This is a genomic window from Streptococcus sp. DD12 (assembly GCF_001578885.1).
Lineage (GTDB): Bacteria > Bacillota > Bacilli > Lactobacillales > Streptococcaceae > Streptococcus.
The window spans coordinates 830,060-855,375 of the sequence record NZ_KQ969495.1 but is presented as its reverse complement, the minus strand read 5'-3'; the positions used below and the strand labels follow the sequence as shown (position 1 = coordinate 855,375).

Below are 25,316 nucleotides of genomic sequence, written 5' to 3'. Positions count from 1 at the left end.
TAAGGTGTTATCTGGTCTAGAAGTGGTTTTTTTGTAAGAGGGATTTAGATCAGGACATAATCTTCAACGGCATGGGCGACGCCATGGTCGTTGTTAGTTTTGGTGACGATTTTGGCATGTTTTTTGACGTCCTGAGGAGCATTGCCCATGGCGATACCAAGACCGGCCATTTTTAGCATAGGGATATCATTGTAGTTGTCACCAATGGTCATGACTTGTTCGAGTGGGGTCTGGTAATAGTTGGCCAGTTCCATCAGGGCATTTTCCTTAGAAACATGTTTGGCGGTGACTTCTAGGTAGTTGTCTTTAGAGAGATAGAAGGCAATCTTATGAAAGGTTTGACTTTCGAGTGTTCTGAGCAATTCTTGGATAAGGCTTGGTTTTGCGATGAGCAAGAGCTTATGGCAAGCTTCTTTTTGCGCAAAAAAACTTGAAAATGACTGGATATGAGGCTTTTCCCCAGTGATTTGGGCTTCCCCATCAGACCATTTGTTCTTTTTTTCAATAATCCAGCGACTACCAGCATAGAGGTTGATAGAGACTTTTGGGAACTGTTTGCGAAGCAGAGCGATTAGGCTCTGGCATTCGGTTGGGTCTATTGGGTGTTGGAGGATGGTCTGGTAATTGTTTGGCTCACCCGTGATGACGAGCGCTCCGTTGTAGCAGGCTAGCGGTTGCTGGCTGAGCCCTAAATCATGTGCGATTGGCGCCATCCCCTGTGGAGACCGAGCAGATGCTAGGACAAAGGGAACACGGGCTTGAGCCAGGTAGGGCATCTCATCTCGCAACTGGCTGTCTACCTGATGCTGGTCATTTAAAATAGTCCCGTCAATATCGCTGATAATGAGTTGAACCTTTGCTTGTGCCATTTCCTGTCCTCCTTGTATTAGTAAATAAGCCTTAGTTCTTGGGGTAATTGGTCTAAGATGTCCTGAGCGGGTTTTTGCTCGCAAATCCAATAGTCAAAGGCTGAAAGGTCGTCTAAGATATATTTGGAAGTTTTGTCCCACTTGTTGGTCTCTGCTAGGAGAACCTTGGTTTGTGCCTGGGCGAGAATCGCCTGTTTGACGGCTACATCTTCTAGGTCTTCATAACAGACTTGGCCCTTGTTCAAGCTAGCGGCCCCAAAAAAGGCGATAGAGGTTGTCATGTTTTTGAGGAGGTCGCTGTCTTGGGGGCTGTAGTAAAAGCGGTTTTTAGTGTAAAATTTTCCGCCAATGAGGTGAAAATCAATGTCAGGCTTGCCGCTGAGCACCAAGGCGTTGTCTAGTGAATGAGAGTAGACGGTGCAGGGTTTGTCCAAGATTTGTGCTAATGGCAGGATAGTCGTTGAGACATCCAAAAAGAGCAGTTGGTCTGGACGGATGAGCTCGTAGGCCTTTTGGGCCATCTGCCTTTTTGCCTTGGTGAGTTGGCGATTGCGCTCCTCAAAGGATAAGATGCTTTGCTCTTGCTCGCATGGGATGAGCCCTCCGTGGGTACGCTGAGCCAGTCCACGTTGCGCTAAAAGAGCAAAATCCCGTCGGATAGTGTCCGGCGACACCTGAAAATGGGCTACCATTTCCTTTGCGGACAATTGCCCTCTTTGGCTTAATAGGTCCAATAGTTCGCTAAGTCGTTGTTCCTGATACATGCTGACCTCCTTTATAGCTCTAATATATCACAGGGTTTAATGGAATACAAGCGTTTATAAGTGTATTTAAGTGGTTTTATCAAAAAATAGAAAATAACAAGAAAAACACGCTTAAAAGTGCGTGTTTTCTCAATCCGTAAAGAAGATTTGAATATCGGCCTCAGATAGTCCCACCAAGGGGTCGATGCTTAGGTAATTTTCAGGAGTGAGGCGATGCTTGTCAGCCCCTTCGGTGCTTGTTGGCTCTTGTGGTGCAGGAGAAGCCTCCCCCTTTGCTGGGCTGGTATACTTAGCCGAGGGCTGAGTGGCCGTGGTTTGGTCGCCAGTTTGAGTGAAGCGTTCGATGAGATAGGTTCGGCGTTTGTCGCCTTCGTATTGGATGGCTTGTGTAAAGGCACGGTAGTCCCCCAGCAGAATGAGCTTACTTTTGGCCCGAGTAATCGCTGTATAAACGAGATTGCGTCGGAGCATCCTTGAGCTGGATAAGGTCAAAGGCAGGATAATCACAGGAAACTCACTCCCCTGCGATTTGTGGATACTCATGGCATAAGCCAGGCGAATCCTCCCCCAGTCATTGCGAGGGAAAGTCACTTGACTGGCTTCAAAAGCGATAACCAGTTCATCTTGTTTTGAATCGCTCGCTTTGGCTGGGATGAGGTCGATAATCCGTCCCAAATCACCGTTAAAGACATCGTTTTCGGCGTCGTTAATGAGGTGAATCACCCTGTCGCCTGTACGATAAATACAATCTTTGTAGGCGAACTCGTCTTGCTTGTCCTTGGGGTTTAAGAGCGCTTGCATATGCTGGTTAAGAGCGTCAATACCGGCAGGACCGCGATACATAGGGGCTAAAATTTGGATGTCTGTGCTTTGAAAGCCTTTCTTGATGGCTAAAGTAACGATCCCTCCGATGGTGGCGGCCATCTGGCTGTCATTTACCTCGAAATAGGAACGGTCACCTTTGACCTGCGTCAAATCGTCTGGGATAATCCCCTGACGAATCGCATTGGCTAGAGGGATAATGGTCGAATCATCTGCCTGTCGAAAAATGCTTTCTAGACGGACCTGAGGGAGGTTGGGTACTTGCAGGAGGTCGGATAGGACTTGGCCGGGGCCGACGGATGGGAGCTGGTCACTGTCTCCGACAATGATGACTTGGCAGGTGATTGGCAAAGCACGAAAGAGTTGATTGGCGAGCCAGGTATCCACCATGGAAAATTCATCAATGATGAGAAGACGACAGTCTAGTTCCGTTGAAAGGTCGTCATCTTCTTGGTCCTCTAGTGTCAAGCCTAGATGACGGTGGATGGTAGCGCTAGGGAGTCCTGTGACTTCGGACATGCGCCGAGCTGCCCTTCCTGTTGGCGCGCAGAGGATAATGGGGTTGTTTTCGGCCAAATCCAATTGGTAGAGGGATTCATAGAGTCGGATGATTTCCTTGATGACCGTGGTTTTTCCGGTACCTGGCCCACCCGTCAACAGGAAAACCTTATGGCTGAGCGCTTGGCTAATGGCTTCTTTTTGTTGGGGAGAATAGGTCATGTCGCTTTCAAGTTCTCTGGCGAGAAGTTCACGGCCGATATCTTTGGGTTGAAAAGGCGGGTCTAGCTTTCGACTTTGCAGGCGTTTGATACTGTTTGCGATGCCTTCTTCGGCTAGAAAGAGACTGGCTTGGAAAATCTTGTCGGTCCCTGCTTGGTAGACCAGCTCTTCTAGCAACATGCTGTCTAATTCATCGTTGAGATGTGCTAGGCTAATAGGGCCTGGTCGCAAGTTTTCTAACAAATTTTTGGTCTTCGTCAAAAGCTGGTCGCTTGGCAGATAGGTATCGCCAGTTTCCTGAGCATGACGTTCCAGGCTATAGAGTAAGCCTGCCTGATAGCGACTGGCTGACTGCGCATCAATGCCTTGCCCTTGTGCAATCCGGTCGGCAGCTTGAAAAGACACACCAGCAATATCTCTTACCAACTGATAGGGGCTTTCCGTCAGAATGTCTAAGCTGTTTTCACCATAGTGCTCGAAAATCCGGCTAGCTAATTGGTTGGACAGGCCCAAATCGGCTAGCTGAGCTAAAATTTGGGCATTGCCATGGTTTTCCTTGAGGCTTGCCAGAAGGCTTTGGCGCACATTTGGGCGCAGACCCGAAATTTCTTCTAGACGCTCTGGTGACTCTAGGATGGCATCAATAGCCTCGTCTCCATAGAGGTCGACAATTTGTTGCGCCAATTTTTTACCGATCCCCTTAAAGCGGTAACTAGAGAGGTAAGACACCAATCCGGATGCGGAGGGTTTTACCTTTTCGTATCGGGACACCTGCCATTGTTGCCCGTATTTGGGGTGCTGAGTGAGCTTGCCCCAAAACGTGTAGCTATCCCCTTCCATGATTTGGGCAAAGTTGCCTGTTAAGGTGATGTCACTGTCCTCGTAGTCAGCGTCGGTATCTTCGATAAAGACAGACAAAACCTTGTAGTAATTCTGTTCATTTTCATAGATAATCCGGTCGACGGTACCGGAAATGTATTTTTCTTCCATAATGGTCCCCATAAGGAAAGGCTGAGAGCGAATGCTTCAGCCTTGTGTCTGGTTAGGTTAGAGTGAAAAGCTCAAGGCAGATAGTGGCCCTACTTCAAAAGGCCAGATAGGCCAAAAGCGGAATTTGGCTTCGCCAACGATGGCACTGCGTTTAAAGGTACCGACTTCACGGCTGTCTTTTGAGACGATACGGTTGTCTCCTAAGAGCAAGTATTGGCCTTTGGGAACCGTGATGGTAAAGTTAGACGAGTCGGGTTCTCCGGAAGCTGTGACAGAAGTGGTGAAACTTTCGGAATTAGTGGCCCGTGTCTGGAAATCTGCGTTGTAAGTATAGGTGCTTTGTAGCTTATCCTTTTTGAAGGCCTTGATGTAGGCGTTCAGATAAGGTTCCTTGGTCTTTTTGCCATTGACGTAAAGGATGTCATTTTGGTAGGTGATGGTATCCCCTGGCATGCCGATGACCCGCTTAACGATTTGTTTGACTTGACCGTTTTCTTTTTCATTGGCGACAACAATGTCAAAGCGTTGAATCTTTGCGGTTTTTACCACAAAGAGTTGCTGGCCACTGGCCAAGGTCGGGTCCATGGAGTGCCCATCAACTGTAACCGGGAACCAGATGAAAATCCGAGAGAGAGTACATAAGATAATAATGAGGAAAAAAACGCCCCATTCTCGTAAAAATTTAAGCATAAAACTCCTTTATGACTGGGCCTTGCCTGCAAGGGCTTGGGCCTTTTGGGTGTTGGCAAAATGTAGTTTGGCGGTTTGATTGAGAACTTGCAGACCACCTTGCTGGAGCAATTGGCTAGCCACCTGGTCGGATTGAGCGGATGCGCCACTTGGCAAGGACATCCCTACTTGGGCAGAGAGCTTGTCAAGATTATCCAAAAAGAGGTAGCGTGCAATGATGGACGACACAGCGACGGCTAGGTACTTGCCTTCAGCTTTTTCCTCTAAGTGCACTTCTTGGGGGAAATGATTTTTTTCTTGTTTGAGGTAGCGCTGGTAATTTTTGACGCTGGTAAAGGCATCGATGACAATGGCCTGAGGTTGCAGTCCTTTTTCTAGGAGCAGGTAGATGGCTTGGTTGTGCAAGGCTACCTTGACTGACACGGCATTGTAGGGTTTTCCTTGGCCGACGACGGAGTTGTAGCGCTCTGGTGTCAGCAGTAAGGGCTGGTTAGGGATTTTTGCCATGAGTTGAGGCGCAATCTCACGAATACGGCTATCGGTGAGTTTTTTAGAATCGTCCACCCCCAGCTCTCGTAGAAAGGCATGGTCAGCAGGTGTGACATAGCTAGCCACGACCGCTAATCCACCAAAATAGGAGCCATTGCCCACTTCATCTGTCCCGATGTAGGGCTGGTTCTGGTCGATAGCCTGCTGAGAGCTTTCAGGCTGGAAACCATAGGCCGCAGCCAGACTTTGGGCTTTGGAACCTTGGAAAACCACCTTGCCGGAACTATAGATAGATAGGGTTGCTCCTTGAGGTTTTGCCATGAAACGGATATAGGCTTGTTTTGCCGGAACTTGAAAGGCTTTGAAATCTTCGATTAAGCGTGCCTCCAGTGTGGGGTCAGCTTTTAGTACAACAGTTGTCATAATCTTCATTTTACTATAAATAATGATCAAACTCAAACCGAGACCATTCTGAGGTCCAAGTTTGTCCTAAAAGGAGATTTTCGCTATAATAGAAGGTGAGGTGACCTTATGACAAGTAAAAATCGATACAAATTTACCTTCGGGGAAAAACAATTAACCTTGACAACGGATAAAGACAACCTTTTTATGGAAGAAGTTGAACGCTTGGCCCATGAAAAATATGACACCATTAAAGAGAAATTGCCCAAGGCAGACGATGAGACGGTGGCTATCTTGATGGCTATCAATACCCTCTCCAAACAGCTAGAACGCGAAATGGCCTGGGATGAAAAAGAACACCCTGAGGCCGAAGAGGACAAAGCATGATATTATCTGCACTTTTGCTGGTCATCTGTGCCTGGCAATGTTATATCGGCTATAACCGGGGGTTGCTCTTGCAGGCTTACTACAGTCTAGCCAGTCTGTTAAGTGTGCTGGTGGCTTACTTTAACTATCGGCCTCTGGCACAGGCTATCTCACTTTGGGTGCCCTATTCTAACCCGACCCAGGAGTCGGTGCAGTCATTTTTTACTCAGATTGATTTGCTTCAGTTAGATGGTGTTTTTTACAATGGGGTAGCCTTCTTTACAATCTACTTGGCTGTCTATCTGCTCTGTCGTTTTTTGGGCATTCTGGTGCATTTTGCCAAGCTAGATCGTTGGGCTTTCGCCTGGAGTCGCTGGGTGGCGGCAGGCTTGTCCTTGCTCGTAACCTTGGTGAGTCTGAGTATGTTTTTTAACATTTTAGCAACCATCACCCAGGCGGGTGTGCAGGGGCTTTTGACAGGTTCGCCAATGGTTACCTTTTTGGTTAAAGGTTTTTGGCCTTTTACCCAACTCATCCAGACTTGGTGGACGGTTGGCATCTAGTCGGTCTGTAGACTACCAGTTGCGTGTTATCACAAAAGAAAGGGAGGGACTGTGTCTGGCAGTTTCTTCTTTTTTGTTGCCTGTCTTTCCATTCCCCTTTCCTAGCTGAAGTCGCTGACTATTTATTTGACAAATCGTGCTATAATAGAAGCTATGAATGAAAAAGTGTTATCTCTCTTAGAATTTGATCAGGTGAAAGAAAAATTCCGCCCTTATTTGACCACACAAATGGGGGAGGAAGAGTTAGGGCAGTTGGTCCCTTTGACGGATGCTCAAAAAATCCAGGACCAGTGGGCGCAGGTGGCGGATTTTGCCCAGATGGAAAGCGTTCAGCACCACTTAGATCTTGGTCGGCTGGATCGGGTCAGTGAACCTTTAAAGCGCGTTGAACTTCAGGCAGACCTGTCATTGGCGGATCTTTTAGCGATTAAACGTTTAGTGTCGGAAAGCCAGAAGGTGCGTGATTTTTATCAAGGGCTTGATAATGTCAGCCTTTCTGCCCTAGACCAGCTCTTTGAAAAGATGGAAAGTTATCCTCAGCTGACGGGAGCCTTTTTGGCGGTTAATGAGGCGGGTTTTTTGGAAAACTTTGCCAGTCCTGAGCTGGAAAGTATTCGGCGTCAGATTCAGCGGGATGAACAGGCTATTCGTCAGGTCTTACAAAGCATTGTCAAAGATAAAGGCGACATGCTGACAGAACAACTAGTGGCAGATCGGAATGGGCGCAGCGTCTTGCCTGTAAAAAACACTTACCGCAACCGTATCAAGGGGATTGTCCATGATATTTCGGCTTCGGGCAACACGGTTTATATCGAACCGCGTGAGGTGGTCGCTCTGAGCGAATCCATTACGCAGAGTCGGGCGGCTGAGCGCCACGAAATTCGTCGGATTTTACGTGGTTTCTCTGACCTCTTGCGTCCTCAGGTGCAGAGTTTGGCTAATACCGCTTGGCTTTTGGGGCATTTGGATTTGGTGCGGGCCAAGTATCGTTTCTTACGTGACTATGGGGCAAGCCTTCCGACCTTTAGCCCAGATGGCGGTGTTCGCCTCCTGCATGTTGTTCACCCCTTATTAGAAAAACCTGTCGCTAACGACCTCCTATTTGATGCAGAGATGCAGAGTATTCTGATTACAGGGCCAAATACAGGTGGGAAGACCCTCTTACTTAAAACCCTTGGTTTGGCGCAAATCATGGCCCAATCAGGCCTTCCTATCTGTGCAGATACAGGGTCACAGGTGACTTTGTTTACAGAAATCTTTGCAGATATCGGGGATGAGCAATCCATCGAACAAAGTTTGTCGACCTTTTCGAGTCACATGACTGCCATCGTCTCTATCATCGAGCGTGCCGATGCCCATTCGCTTGTCTTGTTGGATGAGCTGGGGGCAGGGACCGACCCTCAAGAGGGGGCGGCCTTGGCCATTGCTATTTTAGAAAATTTACGGGAGAAAGGCGCTCGGACAGTAGCGACAACGCATTATCCTGAGCTAAAAGCCTATGGGATTGAAACGCCTGGTGTGGTCAATGCTTCCATGTCCTTTGACATGGAGAGCTTACAGCCCACCTACCACTTTATGCAAGGGGTGCCTGGGCGGTCTAATGCCTTTGACATCGCCCAGCGCTTGGGACTGTCTAGCACTATCGTTGAAACGGCGCAAGGTTTGGTAGATGTTTCGAATGACGTCAACCGTATCATCGAGCGTTTGGAAGCCCAAAGTGAGGAAACGGCGAGACGTTTGGACACGATTCGAGATTTAGAGCAGGAAAATTACAAATACAATCGGGCTCTGAAAAAACTCTACAATGATTTCAATCACGCCAAGGACAAGGAAGTGGAAGAGGCCACCAAAGAAGCCCGTCAAATTGTAGACAAGGCTTTGGAAAAAAGTGATGCCATTCTCAAAGACTTGGACCATCGTGCCCAGTTAAAACCCCACCAAGTCATCGAAGCTAAGGGGGCTCTGAAAAAACTGGTTCCCGAGCCGGATTTGTCCAAAAATAAAGTGCTCAAAAAAGCGAAAAAGGTTAAGGCTGCAAAAGTTGGTGACGAAATCACGGTAACCGCCTATGGGCAAAGAGGAACCCTAACGAATCAGCTCAAGGATGGCCGCTGGGAGGCTCAGGTTGGTCTTATCAAGATGACCCTAAAAGCTGATGAATTTACCCTCAACCGCAAGGATAAATCTTCAGAAAGGTCTGGAGGGCAGACCGCTGGCGGTCGTCGGGTCAAACGGCAAAAGACCCAAAAAGCTTCAGCCCGCTTGGATTTGCGGGGGCAACGGTATGAGGCTGCCATGGCTATGCTAGATGATTTCATTGACCAAGCCTTGCTCAATAATCTAGCGCAAGTGGATATTATTCACGGTATAGGTACGGGAGTTATCCGTGAAGGGGTGCAAAATTACCTGTCAAGGAGCAAACATGTCAAAAACTACGCCTATGCGCCTCAGAATGCTGGCGGTAGCGGGGTAACTGTAGTGACCTTCAAGGGCTAAGCAGGCCATAAAAACAAGTCAAAACTTAGGTTTTGACTTGTTTTTTTAAGCAAAACTGACATTTATCAGTGATGACAAGTGTATGGAATTTTGCTTGATTTTCCTAATGTGTCAACAAACACTCCTAATGTTGAAATCGCTCTTGTTTTCACCAGTTCTTATGTTTGTAAGCGTTTGTAAAAAACAAAAACCCGTGCTAAAATTTGGGTGAGAAATCCTGAACTGTTCCTTAAAGCGAAAAGGAGATGACCCATGAAAGGCCTACAAAAGGTGATGAATCACCTGTTCTTGGTTATTCTACTAGTCGCTAGTTTAGCGACTCCCTTGGGTGCTCTCGCAGAAGATGTCGCTAGTGGGGAAGCTTCTCCTGAAACCAGTCTGGTCTCAGAGGAGCCTGCCACCCAACCCTCACAAGACACCACTAGCGTGGACACCTCCCTAACAGATGCTACTGAACCTTCTCCTTCAGACACTCGGACGAGTAAGCCAGAAGAAGAGGCGTCTGGTCTTCAGCCACAAACAACTGATGAAGCCAGTCCTGAACCAGAGAGGGAGGAAGCGTCGGTTACCGATCGCTCATCTGTCGCAGTCTCTGACGCTGAAGATCGAGCTGCGGGCGGTCAAGCTGTCAATGATGTGTTGACAGGTGTGTCGGTCTCTAGTATTGATGGGACCGACTTGGCGACAACCGCTCTCATCCAGTGGCAAACCTTTGAAATCTCTGCTGGTTTTTCTCTCCCCAATGGTCAGGTACAAGCTGGAGATTATACGCTTATTCAACTACCGACCAGTCTAGCACCGACCAGTTCTGATTTTAATGTCTTAGACGATAAAGGCAATCTGGTGGCCACTGCCCATATCGATGGCAGTCAAAAAACGATTAGGTTAACCTATACAGATTATGTGACTGACCATTATGACATCACGGGTAGCCTGCACTTTTATGCCCGTATCGACCATACCGTCATCCCAGGGGCTCAGGCTGTTCCTTTAACCCTTACGGTCAACCACAAGACCTACTATGCGGGTCAGGTAACCTTTGCCGGCGTTGGCCCTGTCGGCTACTTGGCTGCCCGCCCTATCAGTAAGGCCAGTTGGGTAGAGGGTCAAGACCCACAGGTGGTCCAATACTATCTGGCTATCAATCGTTCGGGGCAAGATTTGCCTCAAACAGTCATTTCCGATGCCATCGACGCAAGTACAGGGCAATACCTCCCGCAATCCTTTACCATTGAAAAAGGCACTTGGGTCTGGCAGTCGGCTAACGCTGTTTGGGCCTTAATGTCACGGACGGATGTTACGGCAAATTATCCTGTCCAGTTTGGTGAAGGCCAGCATGCCTTTAGTCTCAATCTAGGGGATCTCTCGTCAACCGATGGCTTTTGGATAGGCTACCAGGTGCGCTTGACCGACCGTCCGAATAATGGCCAATTTTTCATTAATACGGCCAGCTTAAGCAGTCAGGGAAATCCGATTGATCAAGTGACCAACACGACCTATACGCAACTGGCCGGTGGCCAAGCTCAGGGCTATATTTACCATATTGCCATCAAAAAAGTGAGTCCAGACGGGCGACCACTCGCTAATGCTGTATTCCGCTTGACCAGAAACAGAGATAAGGAGTTGATTGGTGTCTATCGAACGACGACTGACGGGCTGATTGCTGTTAGTGGGCTAGAAAAGGCCGATTACAGCTTGACGGAAATCAGTGCTCCTGAAGGCTATACCGCCAACACAAGCACCCTGAATATCTCGGCCAGTGATTTTTCAAGTGTTGACCAGACAGCTCGTCTCACGGTGGTCAATTCCCCAACCCTCCCTCCAAATCGTCCAGAAGCGCCACAGGTCTTGACCATATCAGGTCGCAAAACTTGGCAGGATGCCAATAACCAAGACGGCCTGCGTCCGTCAGCTATTACCCTACGTCTCTTGGCAGACGGTCAAGAAGTGGCTATCAGACAGGTCACTGCTCAGGATGATTGGCGCTATCTCTTTACGGATTTACCGCAAATGCGCGACGGCAAGCGCATCGATTATAGCCTGGTAGAAGACCCAGTAGTCGGTTATACGAGCCAAGTCGCGGATTACCAAGTCACCAATAGCCATCTCACCCAAGTGATGTCGCTACGGGTGACCAAGCTTTGGCGAGACGCGAGCGATAAAGACGGTCTTCGTCCTCGGCAGGTGACCATGCACCTCTATGCCAACGGCCAGCTATGGCGAACCTTTACCATCAGCCGACAAGCAGGCGATAGTTGGGTTTACGACCTCACAGATTTGCCTAAGTATGCTAATGGGCAGTTAATCCGTTACCAGTTAACAGAAGACCCTGTCGCTGGCTATGAAGCCAGTTATGACGGCCTGACCGTCACCAATAGCCATCAGCCTAGAGAGCGTCTGCCTCAGACAGGCGATGGCCAAAATCTTGGCGCCCTGTTTGTGGGTGTCAGTCTCATCTATTTGGGCATGGGGCTAGTAGAGGTCGAAGAGCGTCAGGAACTGTGATGCCTATACAAAAGTAGGAAAGAGTTTGAGTCTTTGCTCGAACTCTTTTTGGTTGGAGTTATAGTTTAAAACTATAACAAACTCTAACCGCATAGTTTAAAACTATACCACGTCATAAAAAGATAGAAACCCCAAAACCATTGATTTAATAGGCTTTCTAGGGTAATATTTTCTCATAGCAAAAATAAACAGATATAGTTTACGCTCTCAAAAGAGCCAAGGAGGATTGTGATGACACAGATTTCAAGCTTAGGATACCCACGTCTGGGAGAAAACCGGGAATGGAAAAAACTGATTGAAAGCTATTGGGCAGGTCAAATTTCCCAAGAGGATTTGTTTGCACAAGCTAAAGAATTGCGCCTAGAATTTCTCAAAAAACAAGATCAAGCTGGTTTGGACCTCATTCCAGTAGGGGATTTCTCTTTGTATGACCACATTTTGGATCTCTCTTTGCAGTTTAATATCATTCCTAAACGCTTTGCCAAAGAAGATAAGGATATTGACCTTTACTTTGCCATTGCGCGAGGAAATAAAGAAAATGTGGCTTCTTCGATGAAGAAATGGTTTAACACCAACTACCACTATATCGTGCCTGAGTGGTCTAAACAAAAACCACAAATCACCAACCACCGCCTCTTGGACCTCTATAAGGAAGCGCGTGAGATTGTCGGGGATAAGGCAAAACCTGTCATCACAGGACCAATCACCTACGTCGCTTTGTCGAGCGGTGTGGAAGATTACACGCAAGCCATCAAATCACTCTTGCCTTTGTATAAGGAAGTCTTCCAAGAATTGGTTGATGCGGGGGCAAGCTACATTCAAGTGGATGAGCCTATCTTTGTGACAGATGAAGGCCATGATTTGCTTGAGGCTGCTAAAGGGGTTTACGCTTACTTTGCTAAGGAAGTCCCTCAAGCTAAGCTCATTTTCCAAACTTATTTTGAAGCCCTGATTGATGCTAAGGTCTTGTCTCAATTGCCAGTTGCTGGTTTTGGATTGGATTTTGTTCATGGTCTAGAAGAAAACCTTGCAGCGGTTGAAGCGGGTTACTTTGATGGCAAAACCCTCTTTGCAGGTGTGGTTGATGGCCGTAATGTCTGGGCGAATGACTTTGTCACAACACAAGAGCTGATTGCGACCCTAAAAGACCATGCCAAAGAAGTTGTCATCCAACCGTCAAGTTCTCTTTTGCATGTCCCAGTCACCACTAAAAATGAAACGGACTTGGACCCTGTCCTTAAAAATGGTTTGGCCTTTGCCGATGAAAAATTGACCGAAATCAAACTCTTGGCAGAAAAGGCGGATGGCGTTGAAAATCCAGCCTATGACAAGCATGTTGCGGATTACGATGCCCTTCAGGCAGCTGATTTCCGAAATGTGGATTTGGAAGACTTGGATAAGGTACCAACCCAACGCCAACATGACTACAAGGTCCGTCGCCAAGTGCAACAAGACCGTCTGCACTTGCCAACCTTGCCCACAACAACGATTGGTTCCTTCCCACAATCACCTGAAATCCGTCGGACACGTCTGGCGTGGAAACGTGGGGACATCAGTGATGCAGACTACAAAGAGTTCATCAAGTCAGAAATTGCCCGCTGGATTAAAATTCAAGAAGACTTGGATATTGACGTTCTGGTTCATGGTGAGTTTGAACGGGTTGACATGGTCGAATTCTTCGGACAAAAATTGGCTGGCTTTACAACCACAAAACTTGGTTGGGTCCAATCTTACGGTTCTCGTGCTGTTAAACCACCAATTATCTATGGGGATGTGCAACACATTCAACCGCTGACAGTTGAAGAGACAGTCTTCGCTCAAAGTTTGACTGACCGACCTGTGAAGGGAATGTTAACAGGACCAATCACTATCACAAACTGGTCGTTTGAACGGACAGATATTCCACGTCGTGAACTCTTCAACCAAATTGGTTTGGCAATCAAAGATGAAATCAAGTTGCTCGAAGATGCTGGCATTGCTATCATTCAGGTAGACGAAGCGGCCCTGCGTGAAGGTTTGCCATTGCGCAAGGCTAAACAAAAGGCTTATCTAGACGATGCTGTTCATGCCTTTCGTGTGGCAACGTCATCTGTCAAGGATGATACGCAAATCCACACCCACATGTGTTACTCTAAATTTGATGAAATTATTGATTCTATCCGTGACTTGGATGCGGATGTTATCTCTATCGAAACCAGCCGTAGCCACGGGGACATCATCGAGTCCTTTGAAACAGCCGTTTACCCATTGGGAATCGGTTTGGGGGTTTACGATATCCACTCACCACGTGTACCAAGCAAAGAAGAAGTGGTTAAAAATATCGAACGCCCACTCAACCAGTTGGATTTGGAACAATTCTGGGTTAACCCTGACTGTGGTTTGAAGACCCGTCGCGAACCAGAAACAATTGCTGCTCTTGAAGTCTTGGTTCAAGCAACCAAAGATGTGCGTAAAAAATTCGGTAAATAAGACAAAAGGAAGGTGCCTATGCCAGGTTTATTAGAACGTTTAGCCAATGAAGTTTTGGTAGCCGATGGGGCTATGGGCACGCTTTTGTATGCCAATGGCTTGGATAATTGTTATGAGAGTTATAATATCTCTCGACCCGAAGAGGTCAAACGTGTCCACCAGGCCTATATCAAAGCCGGGGCTGATATTATTCAAACCAATACCTATGCTGCTAAACGCCATCGTCTCAAACAATACGGCTTTGATCAAGATGCCGAAGCGATCAACCGGGCAGGTGTGGCACTTGCGCGTGAGGTGGCTGGAGAAGGGACATTTGTCCTGGGCACGGTTGGTGCCTCGCGAGGCTTGCGGCAATGCGATCTGACTCTGGATGAGATTATCGCTGAGACCTTGGAGCAGGTATCTTTTCTCACAAGCGGTGACCATTTGGACGGTCTGCTGTTTGAGACCTACTATGATGCCGAAGAGCTCCTGGCTGTCATCAAGGCTGTCCGTCCGCTCACCGATTTGCCTATTGTGGCTAATCTTTCGCTTCACGAAGCGGGTATTTTAGAAAATGGCCAACCACTTGTGGAAGTCATGAGTCAACTTGTCATGCTCGGTGCTGATGTGGTGGGACTCAATTGCCATCTAGGGCCTTATCATATGATTCAGTCCCTTAAGCAAGTGCCTCTATTTGCCCAATCCTACCTGAGCGTCTACCCTAATGCTAGTCTTTTGGCCATTCAAGACGATGGCGCCTACAGCTTTAGTTCCAATGCGGACTATTTTGGCCAGTCGGCTAAGCTTTTGGTGGACGAAGGGGCACGTATTATTGGGGGCTGTTGTGGCACAACACCTGAGCACATTCGGGCGATTAAGCGGTCCATTCGTGGGCTTGAACCTGTCCATCGTAAGGTCATTACCCCCTTGCCATCGCCAGATGAGCTGATTGCGACAGCGCACCGTGGGCACACCTTAGTTGATAAGGTAAGAAAAGATATCACGGTCATTGCGGAATTAGACCCGCCAAAACACCTGGATATTACAGCCTTTACGCAAGGGGTCAAGGCCCTGGACCAAAGTGGCGTTTCAGCCATCACATTGGCGGATAATTCTCTGGCGCGGACACGGATTTGTAATCTTAGCTTGGCTGCCAGCCTTAAGGATGAAATTGATACCCCGTTTTTACTGCATCTGGCCTGCCGTGACCACAACATGATTGGCTTGCAGTCCCGTCTTTTGGGGATGGATGTGCTGGGCTTTGATAATGTTTTGGCCATTACAGGCGACCCTTCCAAAATGGGGGATTTCCCCGGAGCAACTAGCGTCTATGATGCCAATAGTTTTAAATTGTTGCAGTTGATCCAGCAACTCAATAGTGGCAAAGGCTACAGCGGGGCGAGTCTTAAAAAAGCGACGCATTTTACCGTAGCGGCTGCCTTTAACCCCAATGTTAAAAATTTGGCACGGACGGGACGACTCATCGAACGCAAGATAGCTTCTGGAGCAGATTATTTCATTACCCAACCTGTCTTCAGTGGTGAGATTATTGATGAATTGGCCCAAGTGACCAAGCCTTATGATGCGCCATTTTTTGTCGGTATAATGCCCATTACCAGCTATAATAATGCGATTTTTCTCCACAATGAAGTTCCCGGCATTCAGCTCAGTGAGTCCTTCTTGGAAAAATTGGAAGAAAAAAAAGATGACAAGGAGGCTTGTCAACAGATTGCCTTGGATGAAAGTAAGGCCTTGATTGACCGAGCCCTTGCCCATTTTAATGGGATTTACCTGATTACACCTTTCATGCGCTATGATTTAACCGTCGCTCTGGTGGATTATATCAATGATAAGAAAAAGGCACGAAAAGTAGGCTGATAGCTATTGGAGCAGTAACATGTGACCGAAAGTGTCCATCCTAGAAAAAAGAGAGAACCCTTTGGTTCTCTCTTTTTTGCTTGTCTTAGAAAGGAGGGGGCTTCCTTTCTAAAGAAACCTGCTCATAAAATCAGATAAAGACCGTTTTTGCAAACAAGGCCCTAGCCTTTCTAGCCTAAGAAAAACGCATGAAACAGATTCTGTTTCATGCGCTCGAAAACATGGCTAGTTTAGGTTCAACCTTGAAGCATGGCATAGGTTTGCATTCGCTATTGTCCCTGCCTCACCCAAGGGAAGTCTTGAAAAAATTTTAATTTTTAGCCTGATAAGGATTAGGCCTTTTGGGAGCCTTCTAAGGTTGCTAGCTGGTAGAGAGCATCGCAGTAGATTTCTAAGGCTTTCCAGAGGTCATCAAGGGCGATGTACTCGTCGGGCTGGTGGAGGGTGGCTGGTTTTCCAAGAAAGGCGGGACCGAAAGTTATGCCACGGTCAAAGACGCGGCCATAGGTGATACCGCCAATCGCTAATGGTGGTGTCTGGTCACCCGTGTGTTTACGGTAGGTTTCAAGGAGAATCTGGGTTTCAGGGGCCAATGTATCGGTATGGCTAGGCTGTCTGTGGGAGATGAGGCTAAGGTCAAACCCGCTAGCAGTTCCCCAAGCGGTCAGCCTTTGATAAGCCTTTTGAAAATCATAGCTAGCAGGGTATCGCCAGTTGAGGCCCAGGGTGAGTTGGCCAGCTTGCCAGTTGATTTTCGATAGGTTTAGCGTAACAGCACCGAGTTCCTCATCACTAGCGGCAAGCCCCAGACCCTGTCCGTCCGTTTTTTCAAAGAGAGCTTCATCCACTAAGCTTAGAAAGGCCTTGCTTTCTGGGAAGAAATCTAAGCTGGCTAAAAAATGCCAGAGATAAAGGGCAGCGTTGATGCCTTGCTCAGGACCAGCAGCATGCGCTGTTTTCCCTTTGAGAATGAGGCATTGATAACCTTGGTCCGTCCGCTCTATCTGGCCGGTCACCGGATGACTGGCTAAGAATTCTGTAAATGCCTTAGTCAGATCCCGAGGCCAATCCAGCGTGGCTTGGGCTTGATCAGGGACAAGATTATAGGCAGAGCCAGAGTGGAAAGAAAGAAGAGCTTCTGGCTGCCAGTTCTTTTTCAAGTCAAGGTTTACGACCCCTTTTTCAGCATAAATCATGGGAAAAATGCCATCTGGAACGATACCATAATCCGGCATGGCTTCCTTTTGGAAGTAGTAGCTGACTCCTTCCCAGTCGTTTTCTTCGTCTGTTCCATAGATGAGACGGATTTTTTTGGTCCAAGTGAGGCCGAGGTCGTTTAGAATTTTGACGGCATAAAAAGCCATGAGGCTAGGTCCCTTGTCATCAAGAGCGCCACGGGCATAGAGTTTTCCCTCGCGGATAGTGGGTTCAAAAGGTGGGGTGGTCCATTGGCTAGCATCGGCCGGCACGACATCTAAATGGCTGAGAATTGCCAAGGTTTTTTCACCTTGCCCCAAATCTAGATGGCCGGCGTAATGATCGCTATTTTTTGAAGTAAAGCCGTTCTTTTCACCCAAAGCTAACATATAAGCCAGGGCCTGATCGATAGCTTGGCCAAAGGGGGCCTTTGGACTTGCGCTATTAGGGTCCTTGACGGATGGGATGCGCAAAAGCCCGTTTAAATCCTCTAATAATTTTTCTTGATAGGGTTGAATGATTGCTTTCCAGTCCATAGTAGCTGACCTCCTTGTCATACCTCTATCTTACGGTAAAGTGATGAGAAATACCAGTCATGTGGGTATCAGAAAAATTGATACCTAGCCATAAGAAAGATAGATTAGGCAGAGTCTCTCGCGTGTGATAGGATGGAAACAATCGCAAACAGCGAGTGAAAAGGAGATCAGATGGGAGTCACTAAAAAGGTTATAGGCCTCGTATCAGGCCTTGTGCTGGCAGTTGTTCTAGTGTTTTTGGCCAGTCAAACGCTGCAGGGAAAGTCTGCCAGTAAAACTGATGGCCCTAAAACAGAGGTCGTGGCAGCGACAGGAGGGAGCCCGAAACCCTTTAGTTTTGTTGAAAAGGGTCAGTTGACGGGGCACAATATTGAATTGCTTCAGGCGATTTTTGAGAAATTACCCCAGTACAAACTTAAAATCGTCAAGACAGAATTTCCCTCTATCTTTTCAGGTTTGACGTCCGGTCGCTATCAGATTGGGGTCAACAACTTCGCTAAAAATGCAGAACGTGAGAAAAATTACCTCTTTAGTGACCCTATTTTTAAAAATTCCTACGTGGTCATCTTCAAAAAAGACAGCCAGTTGGCTAAGTCGGCCAATAGCTGGGCAGACTTGGCAGGCCTATCTACTGTAGGTTCAGCAGGGGTAAATTCGACGACAGCCATTGAAAGCTATAACAAGGCGCATACCGACAAGCCTATCCAGCTCAATTATTCTCAAGAAGATTTGAAGGCCCAACTAGAGGGCGTGGCCTCTGGTAAGTATGATTTTTTGGTGATGGATAAGCCCATGTTTGAGTATTACCAAAAGGAATACCAAATGGATCTAGTCGGCAAGGAAGTTTCTGGTGACTTGGAATCGGAACTCTTAGCGGAGCCCTACAGTTACCTGATTTTTGCCAAGGGTGAAAGCCAACTCCAAAAAGACGTCAACAAGGCACTCAAAGAAGTGATTGCAGATGGGACGTCTAAAAAAATCAATGAAAAATACTTCGGGGCAGATTATTCGCCCTCACTTAAAGGCTAGGAGGCCCTATGTCATTTCCCTATACCATCGAAACGGACCCTGAAAAAGTAGATTACCAGCAGGTGGCGGATGTCTTGCACAAGGCTGGTCTAAGTTCCCACCACGATGCTGAGATGCAGGAGAAGGTTTTTAAAAATTCAGATGTTACCCTTTTTATCAAGGACAAGGACCGTGTTATTGGGGTGGGCCGTGCCCTGAGTGATGGTTATACCCAGGCGGCGATTTACAATGTTGCGGTTGATCCGGATTATCAAGGGCAACATGTCGGTCACACCTTGATTACGACTTTGCTGGATAAGCTTAAAGGGCAAAACATTATCCTTTACACCCATCCCCAGACCCTGACGCTCTACGAGCACTACGGTTTTCGTCGCAACAAAACGGCCTTTGCCCACTTTGGTGATGCGACGAGCGACGGCTTTCGCTGGATGGAAGAGGAAGGTTTCTTCCTGCCCGAGGGCTACCGTTTTGAGAGTGAGATTGGTCGCTATTAACTGACGAAAAAGGAGGCGCTATGCCGACAGATTATGTCAAAAAAGAAGTCGATGCCCAAGGAAATTTCAAGCGACAGCAAACACGCTTTGTGACTTCCTTTGGCCCTAAAGAAGGGCAACTCCCCGTTGAGGCCGGTCGCTACCGCTTGATTGCCTCCTATGCCTGTCCATGGGCCCACCGCCAATTGATTGCCCTCAAACTGCTAGGTCTAGAAGACAAGGTGTCGGTTGGGATTGTTGCCCCTGTTCGCCCTAAGATTGAACGGACAGATTGGGCCTTTGCTTTGGATGCTGGTCAAAAAGACCCTGTTTTGAAGGTTCCTTACCTCAGTGACTTGTATTTGGCGACAGACCCTAACTACGAAGGGCGCTTTACAGTGCCCGCTCTGGTTGATTTACAGACGGGACAGGTGGTTAACAATGATTTTCTCAACCTCCTACGCCATTGGGAACTGGCATGGCGTGACTTGCACAAAAAAGATGCCCCTGACCTTTATCCCGAGGCCTTGCGTTCCGAAATCGATGCCCTCAATGAAGTCATCTATCATGACATCAATAACGGGGTCTACAAGGCTGGTTTTGCGACCAGTCAATCAGCCTATGAAGCCGCCTATGATAGGCTCTTTGAGCGTTTAGACACGCTGGAGGAGCGTTTGGGGCATTCGCGTTACCTTTTTGGAGACCAGATAACGGATTCGGATATCCGCCTCTATGTGACGCTGGCCCGTTTTGATGTGGCTTATTACAATGGCTTCAACACCAATCGTAACCGCCTTGTTGATTTTCCCAATCTCTGGGCCTATGCGCGTGACCTCTACCAGCAGCCTGCTTTTAAAGAGACGACCAAGTTTGACCATATCAAAAAACATTACCATCTGAGCGCGACCATCAACCCTCATCAAATCCTTCCTAAGGGGCCAGACCTCTCGGTTTGGGAGGAACCCCATGAGAGAGACCGCCAGACCTTTGCTTAATACCCTTAAAAGGAGACACTATGCCTAAAAAAGATATCAAACCCGTAACTATTAAAGTCCGCCCAATGGAAACAAAAACCGAAATTGATGAACGTGGCGCCTTCCAACGCCAGCCAAACCGCTTCACAACACCTTTTGGTGACGGTGAGGGGGAACTTAAGGCGCAACCAGGCAAATACCGCCTTTTTTGGGCTCGAGGTTGCCACTGGTCAAACCGTGCCTCTATCGTACGAGAGTTGCTGGGCTTGGAAGATGTTATTTCTGTCAATCAGGTTGGGCACACTGAGGATCCGGAACGCCGTGAGTTCGGCTGGGAATTCGCCTATAATGACGATTTAAAAGATCCCGAAACAGGAGCTGAATATTTAGCGGAATTTTACTACCGTGCGGATCCAGAATACACAGGACGGTCAACGGTGCCAGCGCTGGTTGACTTGGATACCTATGAAGTAGCCAACAACGATTACCATCGCTTAACCAATTATTTTGAAACAGCCTTTAAACCCTATCACAAGGAAGGGGCACCAAATCTTTACCCTGAAGCATTACGTCAATCAATTGATGATTTAAATGACAATGTCCTCTTTCCCTTTATCAATAACGGGGTTTACCGGATGATGTTCGCGCAATCCATCGTCGCTTACGATGAGGCCTTTGACGACTTCTTTACGACACTGGATGTCTTGGAAGAACGCCTTAAGACCAATCGTTTCCTTTTTGGAGATTATGTCACAGATTCTGACGTGCGTTTCTTTGTGACGCTGGCGCGCTTTGATACCCATTATTACCGTAATTTGGGACCTATTAAAAAACGGATTTCAGAGTATCCAAACATCTGGGGCTACGCACGTGATCTTTACGCCATTCCTGCCTTTCGCCACAATACTTATTTCCATGATATTGCCCGTGGTTGGGACACCAAAAAAGAAAAACTCTTTGTGGACTACAATTCCCGCTTTGCAGATGACATTGATTTTGATGCCATCTGGTCTCAGCCTCAAAAGCGCAAATATTTGTCGAAAACACCTGACAAAAAATTCCTAGTTGACTAAGGACTAAGCCACCTGTAAGGGTGGTTTTTTGCTGTCGGATGAAAAATCTCACGGCAAAGGTCAGGGCATTTGCTATAATAGAGAAAAAGGAGGACGTCATGCATAGTTATCAGCATCAAGTTCAGTATTATGAAACGGATCGGATGGGCATCACTCATCATTCGAACTATATCCGCTGGATGGAGGAAGCCAGAAGTGACCTTTTGGCCCAGATTGGTTTTCCTTATGACCGTCTGGAGGCTATTGGTGTGATTTCCCCTGTAACGGCTGTTGAGGCCGATTATCTGGCAACAACAACCTTTATGGACGAGATTAGCATCTCCGTAGACGTGATAGCTGTAAAGGCAGCACGCCTAACCCTTGCCTATGAAATGAGAAATCGTGCGGATGCTCGCTTGGTTTGTCAGGCGACTTCTCAGCATAGTTTCCTCGATGAGCAGGGAAATTTTGTTAACCTCAAGCGTCAGCAACCAGATTTTTTTCAAGCCTTAAAGGCTTTAGAAAATAAATCGTGAGAGGTCAGCACCCCTTGTCTTTAGCGAATGAGTGACCCAAAAGATTGGCGACTACTTATAGACAAGTAAAACAGCCTGTCTCGTAGACAGACTGCTAGTCTTTATTAGCCTTTGTTTGATAGGCTTGCCACATTTTCTTTTGTGGGGTAGCCATGGGGAAGTTGGCAAAATCTTGGGGGAAAACCCATTTCAGTTTGTCGGGGAGTTCTGCTTGTTCTTCTAGTAATTGGGCTTCTCTCAAGCAAACCGTCCATTTTTGATGGCTAAAGGTATGAGTGACCATGCCAAAGGTTCGCTTTGTCAAGCGGATCTGGCAAGGGTAGTTGGCTTTGAAAAGTTGGCAAATAGTGGCATCATCAGGTGCTTGGGAAGGCATTTCTAGGAGTGGAAATGTCCAAAAACCTGATAAAAGCCCCCTGTTCTCGTTTTTTTCTAACAAGAAAGCCCCCTCCTTATTTTGGACAAGCAAGGCTAGCCAAGATAGTGGCCGAGGTTTTTTCTTTGGGAGTTTAATGGGATAACGGTCGTAAGAGTCGTGTAAATAGGCGGCATTAAAGGCTTTGATTGGTGACAGATGGGGCCGAGGATTTTTGGCAGACTCCACATCGGCTCCCAGGTCCATCAGGGCCTGGTTAAAATCACCAGGTCGGTCTGGGTCGATTAAAATCGCCATAAGAGCTTGAAAAATTTTCCGATTTTTGGGGTCACCAATATCATAATCCACTTCAAACAGTCGAGCCATGACACGCATAACATTGCCATCGACAGCAGGTTCAGGCAGATCAAAAGCGATGGAAGCGATAGCTCCAGCTGTATAGGGGCCAATGCCCTTGAGGCGGAGGATGTCAGCGTGTTGGTTAGGGAAACGACCGTCAAAGTCTCTGACAATCTGCTGTGCGGCCGCCTGCATGTTGCGGACCCGTGAATAATAGCCCAGCCCTTCCCAGGCTTTTAGCAGTTTCTCTTCTGGTGCCTTTGCCAAATCCTCGATTTTCGGAAACCAGGTTAAAAAGCGCTCGTAGTAGGGGATAACCGTTGCCACTTGCGTTTGCTGAAGCATGATTTCAGATACCCAGATGGCATAGGGGTCCTTGGTCTTTCGCCAGGGGAGGTCACGTTTGTGGCTGTCGTACCAATCCAGCAAAGTCTTTCGAAAGGAAACGATTGTGGCATCATCCCACATGGTGATACCGTATTGGGTCAAATCTAACATAGTCTCATTGTACCAAAAATGAGAAATCCTCGGCACAAGAAAAATACAACAGAAAATGATATTATAATGAAAGAAAATGATAAAAATGACAGATTTTAATCGTCGCCCCTCCCTAGTGGTTCGCGCAGTAGGACTTATTTTTCTCTTCTTGCTCCTCTTTTTAGCAGGAAATCTATGGTTACGGCCTAGTCAAGACCAACCTTCTCTTTCTGGCTGGGAAACGCAAGTTGAAAAAACACCTAGTGGGACGCTGGTCTTTACTGGCAAAAAAGCCTTGGTTCTTGCCTCTCTTGATCCGCTTGGTCGTGCCCAAGGCGCCCATATTCAGTTGCGCGACCGAGATGAACCGCAAAGAAAACGGGATAGTCGCATAACCGTTGACCCCGTCGGTTGGCACAATTACAAATTGCCCTATGGAGAGGGCAACCAGAAGGCTTGGCTGATGAGTCGTGGGCATCTGGTAGGTTATCAGTTTAGTGGCCTAAACAGTGAACGACGCAATCTAGTCCCTATGACAAACTGGCTAAATGCTGGTAATTATAAGGGGATGGACGACAGCAATACCGATAGCATGCTCTATTATGAGAATCGTCTAGACGATTGGCTAGCCCAACACCCAGATAAGTGGCTGGATTATGAGGTCGTGCCCATTTATCAGGGCAATGAACTGCTTCCACGGCAAATCCGCCTTCGCTATGTGGGACTGGATAGCAGTGGCCAGATAGTGCCGATTAGCCTTGGCAGTCCTCGTGAAAGCCAGACCAGTGAGGGGATTAGTCAAGTCGTCTTGGATAATGTCAGTCCTAACGCCAACATTGATTACCAGACAGGTCGCGCTCAAGCGCGTGCCAGCAATACAAATGAGGCGTCACATGCGAATCAGGAACGGACTGTTTATGTCGCAAATAAGGGCCAATCCAAAGTTTACTGGTATGACCGCCAGAAGATGCCTGCAAGGACTAATCAAAATCGGGTGGTGAGCCTCCCAGAAAGTCAGGCTTTAGCAGAGGGAAAGACACATTCGCCCTATGAAAAATAGCCTGCTCTGTAAGCCCATACATTTCTTAACGAAAAAGCTTTCAATTGACCTGAAAATATGATAGAATAGACAGGTATTATGTGTTAAAGGAGAATTATAACAAACATGTCAGTTGTTATTTGGATTTTGTTGATTATTATTGGTGTTTTGGCTGGGACTGTGTTGGGGATTTACCTTGCGCGCAAGCAGTTTGAAAAGCAAGTTTCTGAAAACCCCATCTTGACCCCTGAAATTTTGGCCACCATGATGCGCCAAATGGGCCAAAAACCTAGCGAGGCTAAGATTCAACAAACTTACCGCCAGCTTGTCAAACAATCTAAAGCTGAGCAAAGCAAAAAGAAAAAATAAAGAAAGACGGGGGCATAGCCCCTATTTCTAGGACAAGACGATGGACAATAGACCTATTGGCTTTTTGGATTCTGGTGTTGGTGGCCTGACGGTAGTCAGAGAAATGTTTCGGCAATTGCCTCATGAAGAAATCGTCTACATTGGTGACCAAGCCAGAGCTCCTTTTGGTCCGCGTCCTGCGGAGCAAATTCGCGATTTTACGTGGCAGATGGTCCGGTTTTTGCAAGCACAAAATGTCAAAATGATTGTTTACGCTTGTAACACCGCCACTGCAGTCGCCTGGGAAGAAGTAAAAGAAGCTTTAGACATTCCAGTCTTAGGCGTTATTTTACCCGGTGCCAGTGCGGCAATTAAAGCGACACGCAGCAATCAAATCGGCGTTATTGCCACACCGATGACCATTACATCAGATATTTATAAGCGCAGCATTACCCGACTGGCTCCAGAAATGCAGGTAACAAGCCTAGCTTGTCCACGCTTTGTTCCCCTGGTGGAATCTAATCAAATGGGCTCTAGTGTGGCAAAAAAAATTGTCTACGAGCAATTGGCTCCCTTGGTTGGGCGGATAGATACCTTGGTCCTAGGCTGCACGCATTACCCATTGTTAGCGCCGATTATTCAAAACGCTATGGGGGATGAGGTGACACTGATTGATAGTGGGGCAGAGTGTGTCCGAGATATCAGTGTCTTACTCAATTATTTTCAAATCAATCATGACCGGTCAAAACAAGCCCTTCATCACCGTTTTTACACGACAGCCAATGTGGACCGTTTTAAAGCTGTTGGAGAGCATTGGCTCAACCGGCCACTACAGGTGGAGCACGTCGATTTATGAACAAACCTTTAGACATCCAGGTGGGGCAAGCTCATCTCTTATATCAGGTGACAGATGCGTCCTGTCAAGTCATGCAGTT

21 protein-coding genes are annotated in these 25,316 nt (G+C 47.3%); 14 read left to right on the top strand and 7 right to left on the bottom strand.

Annotated features, from left to right (window positions below):
* Positions 1-44: 44 nt before the first annotated feature.
* The 5 genes from STRDD12_RS03955 to rnhC all read right to left on the bottom strand — a co-directional run bounded on the left by STRDD12_RS03955 (position 45) and on the right by rnhC (position 5,767).
* Positions 45-869, bottom strand: a complete 825-nt coding sequence (locus STRDD12_RS03955) for a Cof-type HAD-IIB family hydrolase (RefSeq protein ID WP_066915352.1) — start codon at positions 867-869, stop codon at positions 45-47.
* A gap of 17 nt (positions 870-886) precedes the next feature.
* Positions 887-1,633, bottom strand: a complete 747-nt coding sequence (locus STRDD12_RS03950; RefSeq protein ID WP_066915350.1) for a DeoR/GlpR family DNA-binding transcription regulator — start codon at positions 1,631-1,633, stop codon at positions 887-889.
* Between the two features lie 129 nt (positions 1,634-1,762).
* Positions 1,763-4,165 carry an SF1B family DNA helicase RecD2 gene (gene recD2, locus STRDD12_RS03945; RefSeq protein WP_066915348.1) on the bottom strand — a complete coding sequence of 801 codons (2,403 nt, stop codon included), beginning with the start codon at positions 4,163-4,165 and terminating at the stop codon, positions 1,763-1,765.
* Between the two features lie 57 nt (positions 4,166-4,222).
* Positions 4,223-4,855, bottom strand: a complete 633-nt coding sequence (gene lepB / locus STRDD12_RS03940) for a signal peptidase I (RefSeq protein ID WP_066915346.1) — start codon at positions 4,853-4,855, stop codon at positions 4,223-4,225.
* A 9-nt stretch (positions 4,856-4,864) separates the two neighbouring features.
* Complete coding sequence (gene rnhC, locus STRDD12_RS03935; RefSeq protein WP_066915345.1) at positions 4,865-5,767, bottom strand: ribonuclease HIII; 903 nt, start codon at positions 5,765-5,767, stop codon at positions 4,865-4,867.
* A 108-nt stretch (positions 5,768-5,875) separates the two neighbouring features.
* Between rnhC and STRDD12_RS03930 the strand changes: the two genes are divergently transcribed.
* The 6 genes from STRDD12_RS03930 to STRDD12_RS03905 all read left to right on the top strand — a co-directional run bounded on the left by STRDD12_RS03930 (position 5,876) and on the right by STRDD12_RS03905 (position 16,005).
* Positions 5,876-6,133: a hypothetical protein gene (locus tag STRDD12_RS03930; RefSeq protein ID WP_066915344.1), complete on the top strand. Its 258-nt coding sequence runs from the start codon at positions 5,876-5,878 to the stop codon at positions 6,131-6,133.
* Positions 6,130-6,675, top strand: coding sequence for a CvpA family protein (locus STRDD12_RS03925; protein ID WP_066915343.1), 546 nt, complete (start codon positions 6,130-6,132; stop codon positions 6,673-6,675). Before STRDD12_RS03930 ends, STRDD12_RS03925 begins: the two co-directional genes overlap by 4 nt.
* Before the next feature lie 153 nt (positions 6,676-6,828).
* Complete coding sequence (locus tag STRDD12_RS03920) at positions 6,829-9,171, top strand: endonuclease MutS2 (protein ID WP_066915342.1); 2,343 nt, start codon at positions 6,829-6,831, stop codon at positions 9,169-9,171.
* Positions 9,172-9,423: 252 nt separating this feature from the next.
* Positions 9,424-11,676, top strand: a complete 2,253-nt coding sequence (locus STRDD12_RS03915) for a Cna B-type domain-containing protein (RefSeq protein ID WP_066915341.1) — start codon at positions 9,424-9,426, stop codon at positions 11,674-11,676.
* 231 nt (positions 11,677-11,907) lie between these two features.
* On the top strand, positions 11,908-14,145 hold the full coding sequence (gene metE / locus STRDD12_RS03910; RefSeq protein WP_066915339.1) for a 5-methyltetrahydropteroyltriglutamate--homocysteine S-methyltransferase: 2,238 nt from the start codon (positions 11,908-11,910) through the stop codon (positions 14,143-14,145).
* Positions 14,146-14,163: 18 nt separating this feature from the next.
* Complete coding sequence (locus STRDD12_RS03905; RefSeq protein WP_066915337.1) at positions 14,164-16,005, top strand: bifunctional homocysteine S-methyltransferase/methylenetetrahydrofolate reductase; 1,842 nt, start codon at positions 14,164-14,166, stop codon at positions 16,003-16,005.
* A gap of 332 nt (positions 16,006-16,337) precedes the next feature.
* On the opposite strand, the gene pepV is transcribed toward STRDD12_RS03905, so the two are convergent.
* Positions 16,338-17,738, bottom strand: a complete 1,401-nt coding sequence (gene pepV / locus STRDD12_RS03900; RefSeq protein WP_197456649.1) for a dipeptidase PepV — start codon at positions 17,736-17,738, stop codon at positions 16,338-16,340.
* Between the two features lie 171 nt (positions 17,739-17,909).
* Between pepV and STRDD12_RS03895 the strand changes: the two genes are divergently transcribed.
* The 5 genes from STRDD12_RS03895 to STRDD12_RS03875 all read left to right on the top strand — a co-directional run bounded on the left by STRDD12_RS03895 (position 17,910) and on the right by STRDD12_RS03875 (position 21,802).
* A complete protein-coding gene (locus STRDD12_RS03895; RefSeq protein ID WP_066915335.1) occupies positions 17,910-18,767 on the top strand; it encodes a transporter substrate-binding domain-containing protein in 858 nt (285 codons plus the stop codon).
* An 8-nt stretch (positions 18,768-18,775) separates the two neighbouring features.
* Complete coding sequence (locus STRDD12_RS03890) at positions 18,776-19,261, top strand: GNAT family N-acetyltransferase (RefSeq protein WP_066915333.1); 486 nt, start codon at positions 18,776-18,778, stop codon at positions 19,259-19,261.
* 20 nt (positions 19,262-19,281) lie between these two features.
* Positions 19,282-20,235, top strand: coding sequence for a glutathione S-transferase family protein (locus STRDD12_RS03885; protein WP_066915331.1), 954 nt, complete (start codon positions 19,282-19,284; stop codon positions 20,233-20,235).
* A 20-nt stretch (positions 20,236-20,255) separates the two neighbouring features.
* Positions 20,256-21,287, top strand: coding sequence for a glutathione S-transferase C-terminal domain-containing protein (locus tag STRDD12_RS03880; protein ID WP_066915329.1), 1,032 nt, complete (start codon positions 20,256-20,258; stop codon positions 21,285-21,287).
* Between the two features lie 98 nt (positions 21,288-21,385).
* The gene (locus STRDD12_RS03875) at positions 21,386-21,802 is read left to right on the top strand and encodes an acyl-CoA thioesterase (protein WP_066915327.1); all 417 of its coding nucleotides are present in this window, start codon (positions 21,386-21,388) and stop codon (positions 21,800-21,802) included.
* Positions 21,803-21,896: 94 nt separating this feature from the next.
* Here the strand turns inward: STRDD12_RS03875 and mutY are convergent, their stop codons facing one another.
* Positions 21,897-23,015, bottom strand: a complete 1,119-nt coding sequence (mutY, locus tag STRDD12_RS03870) for an A/G-specific adenine glycosylase (protein WP_331709083.1) — start codon at positions 23,013-23,015, stop codon at positions 21,897-21,899.
* Positions 23,016-23,100: 85 nt separating this feature from the next.
* Here mutY and STRDD12_RS08485 point away from each other — a divergent pair, with 85 nt between their 5' ends.
* The 3 genes from STRDD12_RS08485 to racE all read left to right on the top strand — a co-directional run bounded on the left by STRDD12_RS08485 (position 23,101) and on the right by racE (position 25,237).
* Entirely contained in the window at positions 23,101-24,054 is a 954-nt protein-coding gene (locus tag STRDD12_RS08485) for a DNA/RNA non-specific endonuclease (protein WP_066915325.1), read from the top strand.
* A gap of 105 nt (positions 24,055-24,159) precedes the next feature.
* Positions 24,160-24,402 carry a YneF family protein gene (locus STRDD12_RS03860; protein WP_066915323.1) on the top strand — a complete coding sequence of 81 codons (243 nt, stop codon included), beginning with the start codon at positions 24,160-24,162 and terminating at the stop codon, positions 24,400-24,402.
* Positions 24,403-24,442: 40 nt separating this feature from the next.
* The gene (gene racE / locus STRDD12_RS03855) at positions 24,443-25,237 is read left to right on the top strand and encodes a glutamate racemase (protein WP_066915321.1); all 795 of its coding nucleotides are present in this window, start codon (positions 24,443-24,445) and stop codon (positions 25,235-25,237) included.
* Positions 25,238-25,316 lie beyond the last annotated feature (79 nt).